At 59.2% G+C, this 16,033-nt stretch carries 16 protein-coding genes; 3 read left to right on the top strand and 13 right to left on the bottom strand.

What is annotated here, in order from left to right; translation table 11 throughout:
- Positions 1-24: 24 nt before the first annotated feature.
- The 6 genes from F552_RS0108285 to rplU form a co-directional block, all read right to left on the bottom strand.
- The gene (locus F552_RS0108285) at positions 25-2,847 is read right to left on the bottom strand and encodes an AAA family ATPase (RefSeq protein ID WP_018151270.1); all 2,823 of its coding nucleotides are present in this window, start codon (positions 2,845-2,847) and stop codon (positions 25-27) included.
- Positions 2,847-3,545 (bottom strand): hypothetical protein, encoded by a 699-nt coding sequence (locus F552_RS0108280; RefSeq protein WP_018151269.1) that lies wholly within the window; start codon positions 3,543-3,545, stop codon positions 2,847-2,849. Before F552_RS0108280 ends, F552_RS0108285 begins: the two co-directional genes overlap by 1 nt.
- Positions 3,542-4,864: a hypothetical protein gene (locus F552_RS0108275; RefSeq protein WP_018151268.1), complete on the bottom strand. Its 1,323-nt coding sequence runs from the start codon at positions 4,862-4,864 to the stop codon at positions 3,542-3,544. The genes F552_RS0108280 and F552_RS0108275 overlap by 4 nt, the downstream gene beginning before the upstream one ends.
- A gap of 123 nt (positions 4,865-4,987) precedes the next feature.
- Positions 4,988-6,112 (bottom strand): GTPase ObgE, encoded by a 1,125-nt coding sequence (gene obgE, locus F552_RS0108270; protein ID WP_018151267.1) that lies wholly within the window; start codon positions 6,110-6,112, stop codon positions 4,988-4,990.
- A 206-nt stretch (positions 6,113-6,318) separates the two neighbouring features.
- Complete coding sequence (gene rpmA, locus F552_RS0108265; protein WP_018151266.1) at positions 6,319-6,576, bottom strand: 50S ribosomal protein L27; 258 nt, start codon at positions 6,574-6,576, stop codon at positions 6,319-6,321.
- A 28-nt stretch (positions 6,577-6,604) separates the two neighbouring features.
- Entirely contained in the window at positions 6,605-6,916 is a 312-nt protein-coding gene (gene rplU, locus F552_RS0108260) for a 50S ribosomal protein L21 (RefSeq protein WP_018151265.1), read from the bottom strand.
- A gap of 234 nt (positions 6,917-7,150) precedes the next feature.
- Between rplU and F552_RS0108255 the strand changes: the two genes are divergently transcribed.
- Positions 7,151-8,134 carry a polyprenyl synthetase family protein gene (locus tag F552_RS0108255; protein WP_018151264.1) on the top strand — a complete coding sequence of 328 codons (984 nt, stop codon included), beginning with the start codon at positions 7,151-7,153 and terminating at the stop codon, positions 8,132-8,134.
- Positions 8,135-8,310: 176 nt separating this feature from the next.
- On the opposite strand, the gene F552_RS18820 is transcribed toward F552_RS0108255, so the two are convergent.
- Genes F552_RS18820 through F552_RS0108230 form a run of 5 tightly spaced genes read right to left on the bottom strand, consistent with a single transcriptional unit; the run spans position 8,311 to position 11,129 of the window.
- Positions 8,311-8,493, bottom strand: coding sequence for an anti-sigma factor family protein (locus tag F552_RS18820; protein ID WP_018151263.1), 183 nt, complete (start codon positions 8,491-8,493; stop codon positions 8,311-8,313).
- Complete coding sequence (locus F552_RS0108245) at positions 8,490-9,059, bottom strand: sigma-70 family RNA polymerase sigma factor (RefSeq protein WP_018151262.1); 570 nt, start codon at positions 9,057-9,059, stop codon at positions 8,490-8,492. Before F552_RS0108245 ends, F552_RS18820 begins: the two co-directional genes overlap by 4 nt.
- Positions 9,060-9,077: 18 nt before the next feature.
- The gene (locus tag F552_RS0108240) at positions 9,078-10,049 is read right to left on the bottom strand and encodes a homoserine kinase (RefSeq protein WP_018151261.1); all 972 of its coding nucleotides are present in this window, start codon (positions 10,047-10,049) and stop codon (positions 9,078-9,080) included.
- Positions 10,050-10,056: 7 nt separating this feature from the next.
- Positions 10,057-10,350 (bottom strand): DUF2782 domain-containing protein, encoded by a 294-nt coding sequence (locus tag F552_RS18815; protein WP_169333583.1) that lies wholly within the window; start codon positions 10,348-10,350, stop codon positions 10,057-10,059.
- 50 nt (positions 10,351-10,400) lie between these two features.
- Positions 10,401-11,129 (bottom strand): LOG family protein, encoded by a 729-nt coding sequence (locus F552_RS0108230; protein WP_018151259.1) that lies wholly within the window; start codon positions 11,127-11,129, stop codon positions 10,401-10,403.
- Positions 11,130-11,209: 80 nt separating this feature from the next.
- Between F552_RS0108230 and polA the strand changes: the two genes are divergently transcribed.
- Entirely contained in the window at positions 11,210-13,984 is a 2,775-nt protein-coding gene (gene polA, locus F552_RS0108225) for a DNA polymerase I (RefSeq protein ID WP_018151258.1), read from the top strand.
- A 135-nt stretch (positions 13,985-14,119) separates the two neighbouring features.
- Positions 14,120-14,539 carry a VOC family protein gene (locus F552_RS0108220; RefSeq protein ID WP_018151257.1) on the top strand — a complete coding sequence of 140 codons (420 nt, stop codon included), beginning with the start codon at positions 14,120-14,122 and terminating at the stop codon, positions 14,537-14,539.
- A 66-nt stretch (positions 14,540-14,605) separates the two neighbouring features.
- On the opposite strand, the gene F552_RS0108215 is transcribed toward F552_RS0108220, so the two are convergent.
- Both F552_RS0108215 and F552_RS18810 read right to left on the bottom strand, forming a co-directional pair.
- On the bottom strand, positions 14,606-14,917 hold the full coding sequence (locus F552_RS0108215; RefSeq protein ID WP_018151256.1) for a cupin domain-containing protein: 312 nt from the start codon (positions 14,915-14,917) through the stop codon (positions 14,606-14,608).
- A 153-nt stretch (positions 14,918-15,070) separates the two neighbouring features.
- Positions 15,071-15,943: a LysR family transcriptional regulator gene (locus tag F552_RS18810; RefSeq protein ID WP_018151255.1), complete on the bottom strand. Its 873-nt coding sequence runs from the start codon at positions 15,941-15,943 to the stop codon at positions 15,071-15,073.
- Positions 15,944-16,033: the final 90 nt, after the last annotated feature.

Here is a 16,033-nt window from a genome sequence, read left to right as displayed (position 1 = left end):
GTCAGAATGGCACGCCCGGCCGGTTTAGCGCCGTTTGCCCGCCGATGCTTCGATGCGCCGGCGGGTTTGCAGCATGGCCGGTGCCCATGCCTCGCCCGGGCGTTTCTTGCGGGTAGTCAGCGTCAATTCGCTGGGCTCAAAAATGTTGATGTTGTGCGTGTTTGGCGTGGTAATCAGGTATTGTGCCTCGGTGGCTTTCAGGAAAGCCCCGACACGGTCGATGTTGAAGATGTCCAAGTGGGCAAACGGTTCATCAATGAACACAAAGCCGCTCGGACGGTCTTCGTTCATCATCAGCCCCACCAGTAGAATCAGCGACTTCATCACCTGCTGGCCGCCGGACGCTTCGCCATCGTTCAGCCCCATCATGCCCTTCTGGTCGAAGTTGAACTTGACCTGCAGGCCCGCCTGGTTCAGCACCAGATCGTCATTTTCCAGATGCGGCGTTTCGGTTTCCACCTCAATGCCGGCCAGTTCGCCGAGCGACTTGATGTTTCTGGCGTACTGGCGCACGGTGGATTTCAGCTTGTTGATGTACGCCGCGCGGGCGTCTTCGGTCAGGCTCTTGGCGCGTTCGAGCTGGATCGACAGTTCGTTGACCAGCGTGGCGCGCTCGTTGTACTGCTGGCGCAGGCGGTCACGACGCAGCAGCACGGTATCGTCGGTAATCCAGTCGCCGCGCAGCAAGCCGGCATCCAGCAGGTCTTGCTGGGCTTTGCGGTAGGCCAGCACGGTGGCTGCATCCGGGTACTGGCTGCGTAGCGCCTGGCGGTTCTCGCTGAGCAGCCATTCGGCCGGCATGCCGGCCCGCATCTGCCGGAGCGCGCTCAGTTGCTCGATCAGCAAGAAGCGTTTGCCACGGCGTTCGCGCAGGGCTGCCTGTTCCGCCGTTTCTGCTTCTTGCCAGGCGCGCCAGGCTTCACTCTGGATACGTTCCTTGGCCAGATAGGCATCGCGCTCGGTTTCCTTGATGCGCCATGCGGTATGCAGGGTTTCACCCAAGGCGGTTTTCTGGGCGGCCAGTTCAGGACGGGAGGCTTCTGCATCGCTGAATTCGGCACTGCGCAGCGCCAGTTGCGACGCGGCGGATACACCGTCGAGCATGTTCTGCAGCGGTTCCAGCTGGCGGTGCAGCTGGGTGATCTGCTTGTCCAGCCGGTTTTCCTGATCCAGATGGGCGGCAATCTGGTCTTCCAGCTGCCGCTGGCGCTGTTTCAGCGTCCCTGCACCCAGCACAAAATCTGCTGCATCCGGGGCAATAAAGCGGGTACCGCGGCGCTCCTTGAAGTAGCCGTCCGGCGTGATCCAGTCACCGTTGATGCGCTCGCCATCGCGCACGTTTTCTACCTTGCTGACGCGGTTGAGCGCATCGGTAATCCAGGCTGGCACGTCGGCGCTGAAGCGCACGGCTTCCAGCAGCGACCCCGGGCGGGCGGCAGGCACGCTATCGCGTTCATCCGATACAAAATGGCGATAGCGGGCACGCTGGCCGGCTTCGCGGGCACGCAGCCGGTCATCGCGGCGCTTGAGCAGCACCACATAACGGTTCGGGCGCAGCAAGCCTTCCACCGCGGCTTGCCAGCGGGTATCGGTAATCTCGATCAGCTCGCTGACCAGATCATGGGTAATGCCTTCGCCGTCCAGCTGCTGGCGGAAGCGGGTGACGTCATGCGGCAGCGGAATCCGGCCGGTCAGTTTCAGCGCTTCGAGCTGTTCGGCCCAGTCGCGGCGTTCCTGAGTCAGGCGGGTTTTCTGGCGGCGGGCGTTTTCCAGCGACTGGCGCAGCTTGCCGACTTCTTCGGCAATGCGGGCCTGGTCCGGCAGCTCACGTGCCAGCTGGCTTAGGCTGTCACGCTCGGCCAGTTTCTCGTCGATTTCTTCCAGTTTGCGGCTGACGTTGGCAAAGGCTTCCCGGGCCTGGTCTTCGGTTTTTTGCGCCGCATCCATGGCGGCTTTGGCTGCCTGGGTCTGGCTGGTCAGTGCCTGATGCTCGACCAGACGCTCCGCGGCCAAACCGGCCGACTGGCGCCATTGCTGCCATAGGCCGCGGCGCTCTTTCCAGTTATCCGCAATGCGTTGGTGCTGTTCTTCCAGCCGTACCCGTGGCAGGGTTTCCGATTCGATACGGGTCAGTTCGTCGCTCAGGCGGCGCCATTCCAGATAGCGGGAGGCGCGCTGGTCTGCCTGTTCGACTTCGTTTTCCAGTACGTTCAGGTTGCGCTGCAGTTCAGACAGCTCGGCTTCGACCTTTTTCTGTTCGTCCTTGGCTTCGGCGTAGTGGTCCAGCACCGCCTTGTCACCAAACACCTGGAACACCAGGTCCAGCAGATGCTTGGGGGTGTATTCACACAGTTTGTCGGTATCCCCCTGCTCCAGTGCCAGTACTTTGGCAATGGCGGCGGTCAGGCCGGCCTGCTCCAGGCGGCGGCGGTATTCCTGCACGCCCAGCCATTCCAGCGTGGCTTCGGTCTCCGGGTTCAGTGCCACGTTGCCATCGGCCACGGCGTATTGCCGTACCCAGTCGCCCCCCTGGCGCTTGATGCGGCAGAACAGCGTTACATGCTCGCTTTGCAGCGGCCAGAACGGGTAAGGGAACAAACCGCCGGTCCGCGGGTTGTCCACCACGCCACGCAACCAGGCAAACGGGGATTTGTTGTTGCGCACATAGCGCTTGTAATCGCGGCGGCCAGAGCATTCCAGCGCCAGCAGGGTACGTAGCGCGTCCAGCAGGGTGGTCTTGCCCGAGCCGTTCGGGCCGATGATGGTGACAATCTGGGCGTCCAGCGGGACTTCGATACGCTGCCAGAAGTCCCAGTGCACCATTTCAACCGAGTTGATACGAAACATCAGGCGTTCTCCTCATCCATGGTGTCATCTTCGTCGCTGGCCGGTACGGGCATTTCGTCAGGAATGTCCGCCCCCAGATCGCGCAGCACATCGCCCAGCGCCCCATCAATGATGCGCGGCGCCAGTTTGCTGTAGTCCAGCGCCAGATCCAGCAGCGGGCCTTCGCTGATCTGGTGGTTATAGCGCTTGATGAACCCCAGACGGGCCAGTTGCCCCAGGTTCATGTTGATGCGACCCTTGCCGCCCAGAACATGGCCAAAGTCGGCCACCAGGGCCTCTTCGGACAATGCCCCAGAGACTTCGTTACCGCTCGGCATGGGTTTTTCTGCACCAAACAGGTCAGCCTGGTCCAGTTCTTCGCGCTTGCGGCGGGTGTGCTGGCGCTGGCGCTTGGGCAGAATGATCAGTGCCCACAGCACGGTCAGCAACGCAATCGCGTCACGTTTCATGCCCTGGTTATTGGTTTGCCACACGTCATCGTGGCCAAATACCTGGCTGACCTGTTCATTGGCCAGCGCGACAGAAACATGATCGGCATAGGGGTTTTCCAGCAGGGCCAGTCCGCTGGACTGCAAGCGCTGGTCCAGTTCGTGACGGAACCGGTCGTCCGTCAGCGCACGGCGCGCCAGCGGGTCTTGCCGCGGCAACACGCGGTGCGCCAGCAGGCGGGCAATCAGGGTAGCAATCGGATCACTCATGGGGTTTCCTGTAACGGTGTCTCGGTGGTGTCGGTATCTGGCACCACGGGGGCGACATAGTCTTTGGGTTGCAAGTGGCCGCGGCTGATGCGGCTGACGGCAGGGTGGTCGACATGCTCGACATCGCCGTCGGCAGCCAGTGCCAGCGGCAAGGCGGCCAGATCGGCCACCACACTGTGGTCGACTTCCGAATCCGGGTCACCCAGCAGTGACAACAGGGACAACCGGTAGGCGGTGGTGGCGTAGTCGCTGGCCAGCAAGGCATCGCTTAGCGTGGTTGGCTGGTCAATGTCGTTCAGGCGCTCAAAGAAACGGGTGGCGGCCAGCAGGGACACTTCTTCCTGAATATGGGTATCGGCAGCGGAGGCGGGTGGCGGCAGCTCAAAGCTGACGTCGGCCTGGCGCTCGCGGTCGATCAGTTCGAACTCGGCGACATCCAGCAGTTCGTCCGAGGTGACAAATACCGGGTCAGGCAGCACCGGCAGCAGTTCAAACAGCATGTGCGCCAGCTCGTTCTGCGAGCGGTTGCGCAGCCAGGTGGTGATGTCGCGCGTGGTCAGGCCGGAGTGCCCAAGATGGACGCGCTGCTGCTGCAGCTGTGCCAGCCGGCGCTTGAAGGTGCCCATCAGGTTGAGCAAGCGGCTTTGTGACAGCGAGATGGCCTGCGCGGTGCTGACCAGCTCGCCGGGTGTCGCGTCATCGGTATAGATGCTGCGGGCCACGGCAGTGGCTTTTTCGACACTGCGCCAGACCCGGTCCAGTTTGCCCTGGGCTGCCTGAATGCGGAATTCGGACTGGGATTCCAGTGCGTCGGTGAATTCCTGATACAGCTTGTTCAGCGCCGCCAGCAAATGCTTCATGGCTTCCAGCGATACCTGGCCCACAGACTGGCCCGCGGCCACCTGTGAGGTCAGGTAATCCAGCTCCTGATCCGGCTGGCTGGCGAAACCCAGCAAGGTAGACAAGGCCGCCAGCGCTGCCCGGGCGGGGTCGGACAGCTCGTACAGGCCGTTGTCGGCATCCCAGACCAGCAGGCCGTGTTCGCGCAGGCGCTTGAGCACGGTTTCCAGCTTGACCGGGTTCAGGTAGGCAAAATGCTGCTGCAGCTCCTGTGGCGACCAGCGCGGCGCATCGGCACGGGCGCCAATTTCGCGCAGGACCAGTAAACGGACATAGACTTCTTCCTCACCGCCACGGAACAGGGCGATAAACGTCCCCAGCAACGGACGCGCACCCAGCAAGGGCTGCAGCATCGGCAATTCTTCGGGGGCGATATTGGTCTGGAAGAAATCCGCCAAAAGCGGAGAGTTATCTGTCATGGGGTCTGGGTAAAAGAAAACTGGCCGCATTATACAATGGTGCGGCCAGTGTTTTCTAATGCAAACTGAATACCGTCTGCAGATGGGCTGGCACACGTTGCATGCCAGCGACGAGGAGGCGGATCAGCCCTTGGTCGGATCCCAAGGCTCCGGCTCTGCAGGCTCGACTTCACCGGCTTCTTCGGCCAGGCGCTTCGGACGCACCGCATCCAGATAATCCATGATGGCGTAGGTCAGTTCTTTGCAATGGTCACCGGTCAGGCCGGAAATGGCAAACCAGCGCGGTGCTTTCGGGTCGAAAGGTGCCAGCGGGTCCGGATTTTCAGGCCATTCATAACGGGTCAGGAAGTCTTTGATACGTTCTTCGTGCTCGTCTTCGTGAATCATGTCCAGCTTGTTCAGGACCAGCCAGCGCGGTTTGCCATACAGGTCTTCATCGTACTTGCGCAGTTCTTCGGCAATGGCACGGGCCTCGGCTACCGGGTCGACTGCTTCGTCAAACGGAGACAGGTCGACAATGTGCAGCAGCAAGCCGGTACGCTGCAAATGCTTCAGGAAGCGGTGGCCGAGACCAGCGCCTTCTGCTGCACCTTCGATCAGACCGGGTACGTCCGCAATCACAAAGCTGCGCTCGTGGTCGATACGCACCACACCCAGGTTCGGGTGCAGGGTGGTAAACGGATAATCTGCCACTTTAGGTTGTGCGGCGGATACGGCGCGGATGAAGGTGGATTTGCCAGCGTTCGGCATCCCCAGCAGGCCAACGTCTGCCAGGACTTTCAGTTCCAGCATCAGTTCGCGGTGTTCGCCTTCTTCACCGTAGGTAAACTGGCGTGGTGCCCGGTTGGTAGACGATTTGAAATGCAGGTTGCCGAGGCCGCCCTTACCGCCTTGTGCCAACACCACTTCCTGCCCGTTGTGGGTCAGGTCGGCCACAAAGTCGCCGGTTTCACGGTCGGTAATCACGGTGCCAACCGGCATGCGCAGGTAGACGTCTTCCGCACCCTTGCCGTAGCAGTCTGCGCCACGGCCGTTTTCGCCATGACGTGCGCGGTAAGACTTCACGAAACGGTAGTCTACCAGCGTGTTGATGTTTTCATCCGCCACCGCAATGATGCTGCCGCCACGGCCGCCATCGCCACCGTCAGGGCCGCCGCGCGGAATGAATTTTTCGCGGCGCATACTGGCCGAGCCGTTGCCGCCGTTACCGGCCTGCACTTCGATGCGTGCTTCGTCAATAAATTTCATGATTCACCTTTGTGCCCGTTGTTGGCACTATCCAGGAATGGCATCAATGTCTATTGGTCATCACGCATTGCGAGTGGATGATGGCCAATAGAGACTGATGACCGATATTATTATAATTTGCCTGCTACTTTAAGCAGTATAAAACGCATAAAACACAAAAGCCCTATCCTTGCGAATAGGGCTTTTTCAAACCGGTCATTCACTGCTTATGCAGGGATGATGCTCACGGTTTTGCGTTTCAGAGCGCCTTTAACAGCGAACTGTACGCGACCTTCAACCTTGGCGAACAAGGTGTGGTCTTTGCCCATGCCGACGTTTTCGCCAGCGTGGAATTTGGTACCGCGTTGACGGATAATAATGCTGCCGGCAGAGATCAGTTCGCCGCCGTAAGCTTTAGTACCCAAGCGTTTTGATTCTGAGTCGCGGCCGTTACGTGAACTACCGCCTGCTTTTTTGTGTGCCATGTTTCAATGCTCCTTGCTGGTCCCGAACTTACGCGTTGATTGCGGTGATTTGCAGTTCGGTATAGTTTTGGCGATGGCCCTGACGTTTCTGGTAGTGCTTACGACGACGCATTTTGAAAATGCGTACTTTATCGTGACGACCCTGAGAAAGCACAGTGGCTTTAACGGTTGCACCAGCAACAAGCGGAGTACCAACAGTTACTGATTCGCCGTTAGCGATCAGCAAAACTTCTGCCAATACGATTTCGCTGTTGATGTCTGCTGGTATCTGTTCTACTTTGAGTTTTTCGCCGATGGCAACTTTGTATTGTTTGCCACCAGTTTTTACGACCGCATACATAACATGCTCCAATATTCGAATATAAACCTGTGTCAGCCAATAAGCTGAACCGCGGATTTTGCGGCAAAGTCCATGATTTGTCAAATGTTTTTGCATTTTGCCCCTTGAAACGGGGAAAAGTCAGGCGGGCAGCGGTTCTGGCAAAGCAGGGAAGGCCATTTTGCGGTAAACTCTGGCGCAAATTGTGAATATTTCTTCCAGCTTGCCCTGGAACTGCTGATCAGGATTGTCATCGTGTCTTCTTCCAACGTTACCTTTGCGGATGTCAGAGCCGCTTTTGCCCAGGACATGCAGTCTGTCGATGCCTGCATTCGCCAGAACCTGCACTCGGAAGTGGTGCTGGTCAACCAGATTGCCGAATACATTGTCGGCAACGGCGGCAAGCGCTTGCGTCCGCTGCTGACACTGATGGCCGCACGGGCCTGCAACAACCAGAGCCCCTACCATTACACGCTGGCGGCCGTGGTAGAGATGATCCATACCTCGACCTTGCTGCACGATGACGTGGTGGACGAATCCGGCATGCGTCGCGGCAAGGAAACCGCCAATGCCATGTTTGGCAATGCCGCTGCCGTGCTGGTGGGCGATTTTCTGTATTCCCGCAGTTTCCAGATGATGGTGAGCGTCGGCAGCATGCGCGTGCAGGAAATTCTGGCCGATGCCACCAACCTGATCGCCGAAGGCGAAGTGCTGCAGCTGATGAACATTGGCGATACGGACATCACCGTGGCCGATTACCTGCAGGTCATCCAGTACAAGACGGCCAAGCTGTTTGAAGCGTCAGCCCGTCTGGGGGCCGTGGTGGCGGGCGCTACGGATGACGTGGAGCAGGCGCTGGCCAAGTACGGCATGCATCTGGGTACCGCGTTCCAGATTGTGGACGACGTACTGGATTACTCGGGCAATGCCGGGGATATCGGCAAGAATGTCGGCGATGATCTGAGTGAAGGCAAGCTGACCCTGCCGGTCATCTACGCCCTGCAGCGTGCGCCGGAAGCAGAAATTCCGGCACTGAAAGAAGCGATCGGCGCGGGGAATCTGGACATCATGCCGCGGCTGATGGCGCTCATGCAGGAAACCGGTGCGATTGCCAGTGCCCGTGAAGTGGCCGATGGCGAAGTGACCGCCGCGATAGCCGCGCTGGCGGTCTTGCCGGACAGCGACACCAAAACCCACCTGGCCGCATTGGCCCGTATTGCGGTAGATCGCCAGAGTTGAGCAGTGAGCGGCCATGATGGCCGTTTGGCGATGGTTGATGTTGTGAATGTTCTGGTGAGCGGTTTTGGTGCACCATCCCCAGCCATTTGATCCAGCAAGCGTCATCTCCAGACCATAAAAAAATGCCCGTCAATCATTTGACGGGCATTTTCTTTTGTATCGTGGGTGTGACGGGCTTATTTATCCGGCAGGTTGCGCATCATGTCACTGATCAGGTCTATCTGCTGGCTGAAGCGGCGGCAGTGGATGCACACCGCCAGATGGATACGCAGCCAGACCCTTTCACTCATCACCAGCGGACGGTCGCGGCGGATGGAGAGCAGCTGGGTGGCGCGGCGGCAGCTTCTCATCGGGGTCATGGGGTTTCTCCGTTAAACCATTTTTCGGTCAGGCAGGTTCGTAGCCCCATACGTGCGCGGTAGAGCAGTACTGATCCATTAGTCGCGCTGACGTCCAGTTCCTTACAAATCTCCGGCAAATCCAGGCCCATGATTTCGCGCATCATGAAGGCTTGAGCGGTCTTGAGCGGGAGCTTTTGCAGACAGAGTTCGAACAGCTGCCAGAACTGGGTGTTGTTCATGGCCTGTTCGGGCTTAGCCCATTCGGATACGCCCGGGGCGGCCCAGTGGCCACGGTCGTCAAACAGTTCTTCCAGCGGGCCGAGGCCGGTGTCGTCATCCTGATCTGGCGGGATAGCTTGCGGTTCTTTCTGTTTGGCGCGAATGACGTCGATGATCTTGAACTTGAGAATGCCGGTCAGCCAGGTCTTGATGCTGGATTTGCCTTCAAAACGATCCAGCTGCTCCAGCCCGGCCAGCAGGGTATCTTGCGTTACGTCCTCTGCCTGCTGCGGGTCGCGCAGTTGCAAGAGGGCGTAACGGTACAGATAGGTGCGGTGATTTTCCAGTTCTGCGGCGAGCGTCACCGTGAATGCTCCGTTGGCTTACGCGCCGGGCAAGGCTGGGGTGCCTTGGGCGTGACGGGCCAGGATGCGGTGGAAGTGGCGCGGGTCTTTGGGCTGGTTCAGCTCGGCAGGGCGCGGCAGGAAGTAGTCATACAGGCGGGACAGCCAGAAGCGCAAGGCGGCGGCACGCAACATCATGCCCCAGGCGTCTTTCTCTTCCGGCGTGAACGGACGCACGGCCTGATAGTGGCTGATGAACGCATGCAGGCGCGCCGGGTCCAGCTGGTAATCGCTGCCCAGGCACCAGTCATTGACGGTAATGGCCACGTCGTACATCAGGGTATCGGTGCAGGCAAAGTAAAAGTCGATCACGCCGCCGATTTCGTCTGCATCAAACAAGACGTTGTCGCGGAACAGGTCGGCATGAATGGCGCCCACTGGCAAATGGCTGCGGTCGAAGGTGGCTTGCAGGGCGACTTCGGTTTCCATCAGGCCGAGTTCTTCGGTGGTGAGGAAGCGCGACACGGCGATGGCGGTGCGGATGCGCCAGGCATTGCCATGGGTATTTTCGCGTTTCATCGGGTAGCTTTGGCCGGTGACGTGCATTTTGGCCAACAGCTCGCCCACGGCGGCGCAACGGGCAATGCTCGGGTTGTCGGACCAGTCGCCTTTCAGCCGGGTGACCAGTGACGCGGGTTTGCCGTTCAGCTCGCCCAGATAGATGCCGTCACGGTTACGGATGGGGGCGGGCGCTGGCAGGCCGGCGTTGGCCAGGTGTTCCATCAGCTCCAGGTTGTAGGGCAGCTGTTCGGCCTTGAGGTTCTCGAACAGGGTCAGGACAAAGCGGGTCTGGCCGGCGTAGTGGCCTTTGTCGCTACCCGTGGTGGTGACAAAAAAGTTGGTATTGTCGATACCCGCCAGAATGCCTTGCAGGCTGGCCAGATCGCCAAGTTCGTACTGGGCTAGCCAGGCAGACAGTTCTGCCTCGGAGACCGGTGTAAAAACAGACATAAAAAGCTCACTGAGGCTTGGTTAGCCAGGTTGGTTTCCACATATTGGGGTCTAGCTCGTCTTTGCGGACAAACTGCCCGTTACCCTCTTCATCGGCCATATAGTATGGCTTGCCTTTGTCTGGCGTGACCTTGATCAGGTACACCTTGCCACGGCGGATGAATTTTTCCTGCAGCAGGTCGCCATTGCGTTCTGACACAATGGCCGGCTCGTCCGTTACATCTACCGTCAGCTCGGGTGGGGGTACGTCCGGCAGGGCCGGCGCACCAGGCGGTAGGATCGGGGCAGATTTTGCCTGCACCCCAGTAGCGAAAACAAAAAGTGCTGCAAGTATAATGGGCTTGAGTGAGTTCATAAAGAGAATGTCGAAGCACGCTCTGCCAGGTTGAGGCTCCGGCTGCGCGATTCGTAATGGTTGAAAATGAGTTCGACGACTTCTTGCGGATCATCGGTGACGTGAATCAGGTTCATGTCTTCCGGGTTGATCATGTGTTCAGAAACCAGCGTATCCTGAAACCAGTTTACCAGACCTTTCCAGAATTCGCTGCCAACCAGGATGACCGGGATCTTTTTGGCCTTGCCGGTCTGGATCAGGGTCAGGGCTTCGGAGAGTTCGTCGAGCGTGCCAAAGCCGCCCGGCATGACCACGTACGCGGTGGCGTATTTGACAAACATCACCTTGCGGGCAAAGAAAAATTTAAAATTGATGCTCACGTCCTGATAAGGGTTACCACTTTGCTCGTGAGGCAATAGAATATTGAGGCCGATAGAGGGCGAAGCACCGCAGAAGGCGCCCTTGTTAGCCGCTTCCATGATACCGGGGCCGCCGCCGGAGATGACGGAAAAGCCCATGTCGGACAGGCGACGAGCAATGTCTTCTGCCAGCTTGTAGGACGGACTGTCCGGCTTGGTGCGGGCAGAGCCGAAAATGCTGACCGCGGGCAGGACCCGGGTCATGTTCTCGATGCCATCGACGAATTCGGAGATGATTTCCATCAGGCGCCAGGATTCTTTGGCGGTGTAGGCCTTTTGTTGTGCTGCGGGGTCGATCACCTTGGGCAACTTGTCCTGTAAACTCATGGTGTGCTCCTTATGCAGGTTGTTCCTGCTGTCATTGTTATTAGGCCGGGTGCGTTGCCGGGCCGGAAAGTAAGCGATTTATGAAAAAGCTGGTATTGGTGGATGGTTCGTCTTATTTGTACCGGGCATTTCATGCCATGCCGGACTTGCGATCCAAAACCGGTCAGCCTACCGGGGCCATCTACGGGGTGGTGAACATGCTGCGCCGCTTGCAGAAAGATTACCCGGCCGATTATAGCGTTTGCGTGTTTGACGCAAAAGGCAAGACTTTCCGCGATGACCTCTACCCCCAGTATAAGGCACACCGCCCGCCAATGCCGGACGATTTGCGCCCGCAGATCGAGCCTCTGCACGACATTATCCGTGCCATGGGCTTTCCGCTGCTGATGGAAGACGGCGTAGAAGCCGATGACGTGATCGGCACCCTGGCCCGTAAGGGTGCGGCCCTGGGCATGGAAGTCATCGTGTCGACCGGTGACAAGGACATGGCCCAGCTGGTGGACCAGCACGTGCGGCTGGTCAATACCATGACCAACGAGGTGCTTGACGAAGCGGGCGTGCTGGCCAAGTTCGGCGTGCCGCCAGACCGCATCATTGATTATCTGACCCTGATTGGCGACACCGTGGATAACGTGCCCGGCGTGACCAAGTGCGGCCCGAAAACGGCCGTCAAGTGGCTGACCGAGTTTGGTGACCTGGCCACCATCATGGCGCGGGCCGATGAAATCGGCGGCGTGGTCGGGCAAAACCTGCGCGATGCACTGGACTGGCTACCGATGGGCCGCCAGCTGATCACCATCAAGTGCGATGTCCCCCTGCAACACGACTGGCCGGAGCTGGAAAACAAACCGGTCGAGAAAAACACCCTGCTGGGGTTGTTCCGCCAGTGTGACTTTAAAACCTGGAGCCGCGAGCTGGAAGAAGCGGGCGCGGTGATGGACGGAAGCCCGACCGCCGTGGTGCCGCAAGGGGAGGTTGGCGAAACCGCCGACCTGTTCGGCAGCAGTGCGCCAGTGGCCGCTGCCGTGCCGGAAGCCCCCAAAGAACGCCGGTACGAGACCATCCTGACCGAGGCCCAGCTGCAACACTGGCTGCAAAAAATCACAACGGCCCGCCTGACCGCCGTGGATACCGAAACCACGGGGCTGGACGGCATGACGGCACAGATCGTGGGTATCTCTTTGTCTGTGACCCCTTATGAAGCGGCCTACCTGCCGCTGGGGCACGATTACCCCGGCGCCCCGGCGCAATTGCCGCTGCAACACGTGCTGGATACCCTGCGCCCGTGGCTGGAAGGCGCGCAGTACCCCAAGGCCGGCCAGAACCTGAAATACGACCGCCACATTTTTGCCAATTACGGCATTCATCTGGCCGGGGTGGCGGAAGACAGCATGTTGCAGTCCTACGTGCTGACCAGCTATGAGCCGCACAACATGGACGATCTGGCGGCCAAATACCTGGATGAAACCACCATCAAGTACGAAGAACTGTGCGGCAAGGGCGCCAAGCAGATTCCGTTTACCCAGGTGAGCATCGACGATGCCACCAACTACGCGGCTGAAGATGCCGACATCACCTTGCGGCTGGTGCAGCACTTCCAGCCCAAGCTGGCCGCCGAGAAGCAGCTGGATTACGTGTACCGCGAGCTGGAGCTGCCGGTGGCAGACATCCTCTGCCGTATCGAACGTAACGGCGTATTACTGGATAGCAGCAAGCTCGCCCGCCAGAGCCACGAGCTGGGCGCACGCCTGCTGGAGCTGGAGCAGCAAGCTTACGCCCTGGCGGGCCAGCCGTTTAACCTGAACTCGCCCAAGCAGTTGCAGGAAATCCTGTTTACCAAACTGGGTATTCCGACCAAGGACGTGAAAAAAACCGCCAGCGGTGGTTTTTCGACCGACGAAGAAGTGCTGCAAAAGCTGGCGCTGGATTACCCGCTGCCCAAACTGCTGCTGGAAAATCGCACGCTAAGCAAACTGAAATCTACCTACACCGACAAGCTGCCGTTGATGGTGAACCAGACAACTGGCCGCGTGCATACCAACTACGCGCAGGCGGTGGCGGTAACCGGGCGCTTGTCCAGTAACGAACCTAACCTGCAGAACATCCCGGTACGCACCACCGAAGGGCGCCGCATCCGTGAGGCCTTTATTGCACCGGCGGGGCATCATCTGGTCAGCGCAGATTACTCGCAGATCGAACTGCGCATCATGGCGCACTTGTCCGAAGACGCGGGTCTGTTGCGGGCGTTCTCCGAGGGGCTGGACGTGCACCGGGCCACGGCATCCGAAGTGTTTGGCGTGGCACCGGCGGACGTCACCAGTGACCAGCGCCGCTATGCCAAGACCATCAACTTCGGCTTGATTTACGGTATGTCGGCCTTTGGCCTGGCATCGCAGCTGGAGATTGACCGCGCGACGGCGCAAGGCTTTATCGAGCGTTACTTCCAGCGCTATCCGGGCGTGAAGGATTACATGGAGCGTACCCGCCACGCTGCCAAGGATCAGGGCTATGTCGAGACCGTGTTTGGCCGCCGCCTGTGGCTGCCGGAAATCAAGGCCGCCAACCCGATGCGCCGCCAGGGTGCAGAACGTGCCGCGATTAACGCCCCCATGCAAGGCACCGCCGCCGACCTGATCAAGCTGGCGATGATTGCCGTGGACAAATGGATTACCGACGAAAAGCTGGGCAGCAAACTGGTGATGCAGGTGCACGATGAACTGGTGCTGGAGGTACCGGATGCCGAGATCGACCTGGTGAAAGTCCGCCTGCCCGAGCTGATGGCCGGCGTGGCCCAACTGCGGGTGCCGCTACTGGCCGAAGTGGGCGTGGGCGAGAACTGGGAAGCGGCGCATTGAGGGTAGGTTGGCAGGGGATTTGGTCGATATCGCTGCGCTCCATCCACCCTATGCCGGCCGGTATCGGTAGGGCTGCAGGGTGATGATGCATCAGATGATGTGCAGGGTGTGTCGCGCGAGGGAAGGTGCTGTATAGTGACTGCAATCAAAACGAATACCGCTGCCATGCACTTGCGCGTGGCGCGACCCGTGAGTGATCTGGCGCGTGCTTGCCGCATGTATATGGACGGGCTCGGGCTACAGTTGGTGGGCCAGTTTGAGGACCATGACGGCTTTGATGGCGTGATGCTGGGCCACCCGGGCGGGACGTATCACTTTGAGTTTACCTATTGCCGCACGCATCCGGTGGCACCAACGCCAACAGCGGAAGATTTGCTGGTGTTTTATCTACCGGATTTGGCGGCGTGGTCGGCCGCTTGCGCGGCGATGCTGGGGGCGGGGTTTGCCCAGGTGGCGTCGCTAAACCCTTACTGGGATGTGCATGGCCGGACGTTTGCCGACCCGGATGGCTATCGCGTGGTGTTGCAGCAGGCCGGATGGGACAATCAGGCATAAGCCTGTTGCCGGATTAACCGGTTTTGAAGGGGGTGGTGGTTAGCCCTTGCAAAACCGGTGTCGTGTTCAGATACTTCCTTCTTTTTCGATGACCAGAATGCGGGCCTCCCCCTTGGGGTGAGCCACATGTTCGCATCCGGTATCCGCAAAAAAGATGTCCCCGGGGCGTAAGGTTGCCAGCCGGACTTCGCCCGCTTCCTTGTAGTGCATGTCGACTTCGCCATCCAGTACCACAAAGACTTCTTCGCCATCGTTGACGTGCCATTGGTACGGCTGGTCTGTCCAGTGCAGCCGGGTGGTCACGCCACCCATGTTGGCAATGTCCAGCGCGCCCCAGGCTCGGTTGGCGGTAAAGGTGTTGCTACGGATGATGTTCATGGGATGACCTTGACGGGTTGAGTTGGGCAAATCTTATCGTGTCGATTGCCTATATAAAATGCGCGTTATGGTCGTGTAGGGGACGAAAAGAGACATCTGTGCTGTTTGATGTGGTGGATGTCAGTGTGCGCCTTCCACCAAAAGACCAAAAGGCTAGCGGGCGACTTGCTGTAACCAGTCGAACACGGTATTGACGAACGGGGTTCTGGGTTCCAGCCGTGAGCGTATCAGCCACAGGCGGGGGCGGGATTTGCCAGGGATTTGCGGTAGCCGGACGACCTGACCGTTTTGCAGTGCCTGTGCGCACAGGATACTGGAGAGGTAGGCAATGCCGGCATCCTGAATCACGGCATCCAGCAATACCCGGGCATCGTCTGCGGTGTAGCCGCGCCGGTAATTGGGGGATAAGCCGGTGGCCAACAACCCGCCCCAGGACGGGTCATGCTCGTGAAACAGCAGCGGCGCTTTTTCCAGAATGCTCGGGTACCCCAGCCGGCCAATCGTTTCTGCCCGTTTGGGGCTGCACACCGCGATATCGCTGTCTTCCAGCAGGGCCGTGCAATCGACGTCTGCGGTATGGATGGGACGACGGGAGATAACGATATCCACGTCAATGCGGTCGATCTCGCGCATGTTTTCGGTAGTGGTCAGCCAGACTTCCTGCGTCGGCAGGATCTGCCGCAGTGCGGGCAGCCGCGGGATCAGCCAGCCATGGGCAACATCGGCCGGCAGGTTGATGATGACCGACTCCGGGTCACGGTATGGTTCGATGCGATCCAGCCCGCGGGCCAGTCCTTGCAATGAGGTACTGACCGAGGCAAACAGCAGCTCGCCGGCGGCCGAGAGTTCTACGCCGCTGCCTGTCCGCACAAACAGCGCCTGACCTACATAATTCTCCAGTTTCAGAATCTGCTGGCTAATGGCCGATTGCGTCAGCGACAGTTCGTCCGCCGCGCGGGAAAAGCTTTTCAGGCGGGCGGCGGCTTCAAACGTCTGCAGGTTGTTGAGCGGTAGATGGCGTCTCATCGTGGTATTAGAATTGATAATATCCCCTGTAGTGTAGCTAATTGCCGCGTGTATCACCAGCGGTGTACATTTTCAGCCATGGAATCAAGG

Source organism: Leeia oryzae DSM 17879 (assembly GCF_000376945.1).
GTDB lineage: Bacteria > Pseudomonadota > Gammaproteobacteria > Burkholderiales > Leeiaceae > Leeia > Leeia oryzae.
Note: the sequence above shows the minus strand (reverse complement) of the source record. Positions and strands in the feature narration are given on the sequence as shown.

What these genes read in the sequence shown, in the direction of transcription:
- F552_RS18820 (WP_018151263.1), bottom strand. Translation starts at nt 8,493, where the DNA reads ATGACCCCGATGAGAAGCTGCCGCCGCGCCACCCAGCTGCTCTCCATC.
- F552_RS0108275 (WP_018151268.1), bottom strand. Translation starts at nt 4,864, where the DNA reads ATGACAGATAACTCTCCGCTTTTGGCGGATTTCTTCCAGACCAATATC.
- F552_RS0108215 (WP_018151256.1), bottom strand. Translation starts at nt 14,917, where the DNA reads ATGAACATCATCCGTAGCAACACCTTTACCGCCAACCGAGCCTGGGGC.
- rpmA (WP_018151266.1), bottom strand. Translation starts at nt 6,576, where the DNA reads ATGGCACACAAAAAAGCAGGCGGTAGTTCACGTAACGGCCGCGACTCA.
- F552_RS0108285 (WP_018151270.1), bottom strand. Translation starts at nt 2,847, where the DNA reads ATGTTTCGTATCAACTCGGTTGAAATGGTGCACTGGGACTTCTGGCAG.
- polA (WP_018151258.1), top strand. Translation starts at nt 11,210, where the DNA reads ATGAAAAAGCTGGTATTGGTGGATGGTTCGTCTTATTTGTACCGGGCA.
- F552_RS18810 (WP_018151255.1), bottom strand. Translation starts at nt 15,943, where the DNA reads ATGAGACGCCATCTACCGCTCAACAACCTGCAGACGTTTGAAGCCGCC.
- F552_RS0108230 (WP_018151259.1), bottom strand. Translation starts at nt 11,129, where the DNA reads ATGAGTTTACAGGACAAGTTGCCCAAGGTGATCGACCCCGCAGCACAA.
- F552_RS0108240 (WP_018151261.1), bottom strand. Translation starts at nt 10,049, where the DNA reads ATGTCTGTTTTTACACCGGTCTCCGAGGCAGAACTGTCTGCCTGGCTA.
- obgE (WP_018151267.1), bottom strand. Translation starts at nt 6,112, where the DNA reads ATGAAATTTATTGACGAAGCACGCATCGAAGTGCAGGCCGGTAACGGC.
- F552_RS0108280 (WP_018151269.1), bottom strand. Translation starts at nt 3,545, where the DNA reads ATGAGTGATCCGATTGCTACCCTGATTGCCCGCCTGCTGGCGCACCGC.
- rplU (WP_018151265.1), bottom strand. Translation starts at nt 6,916, where the DNA reads ATGTATGCGGTCGTAAAAACTGGTGGCAAACAATACAAAGTTGCCATC.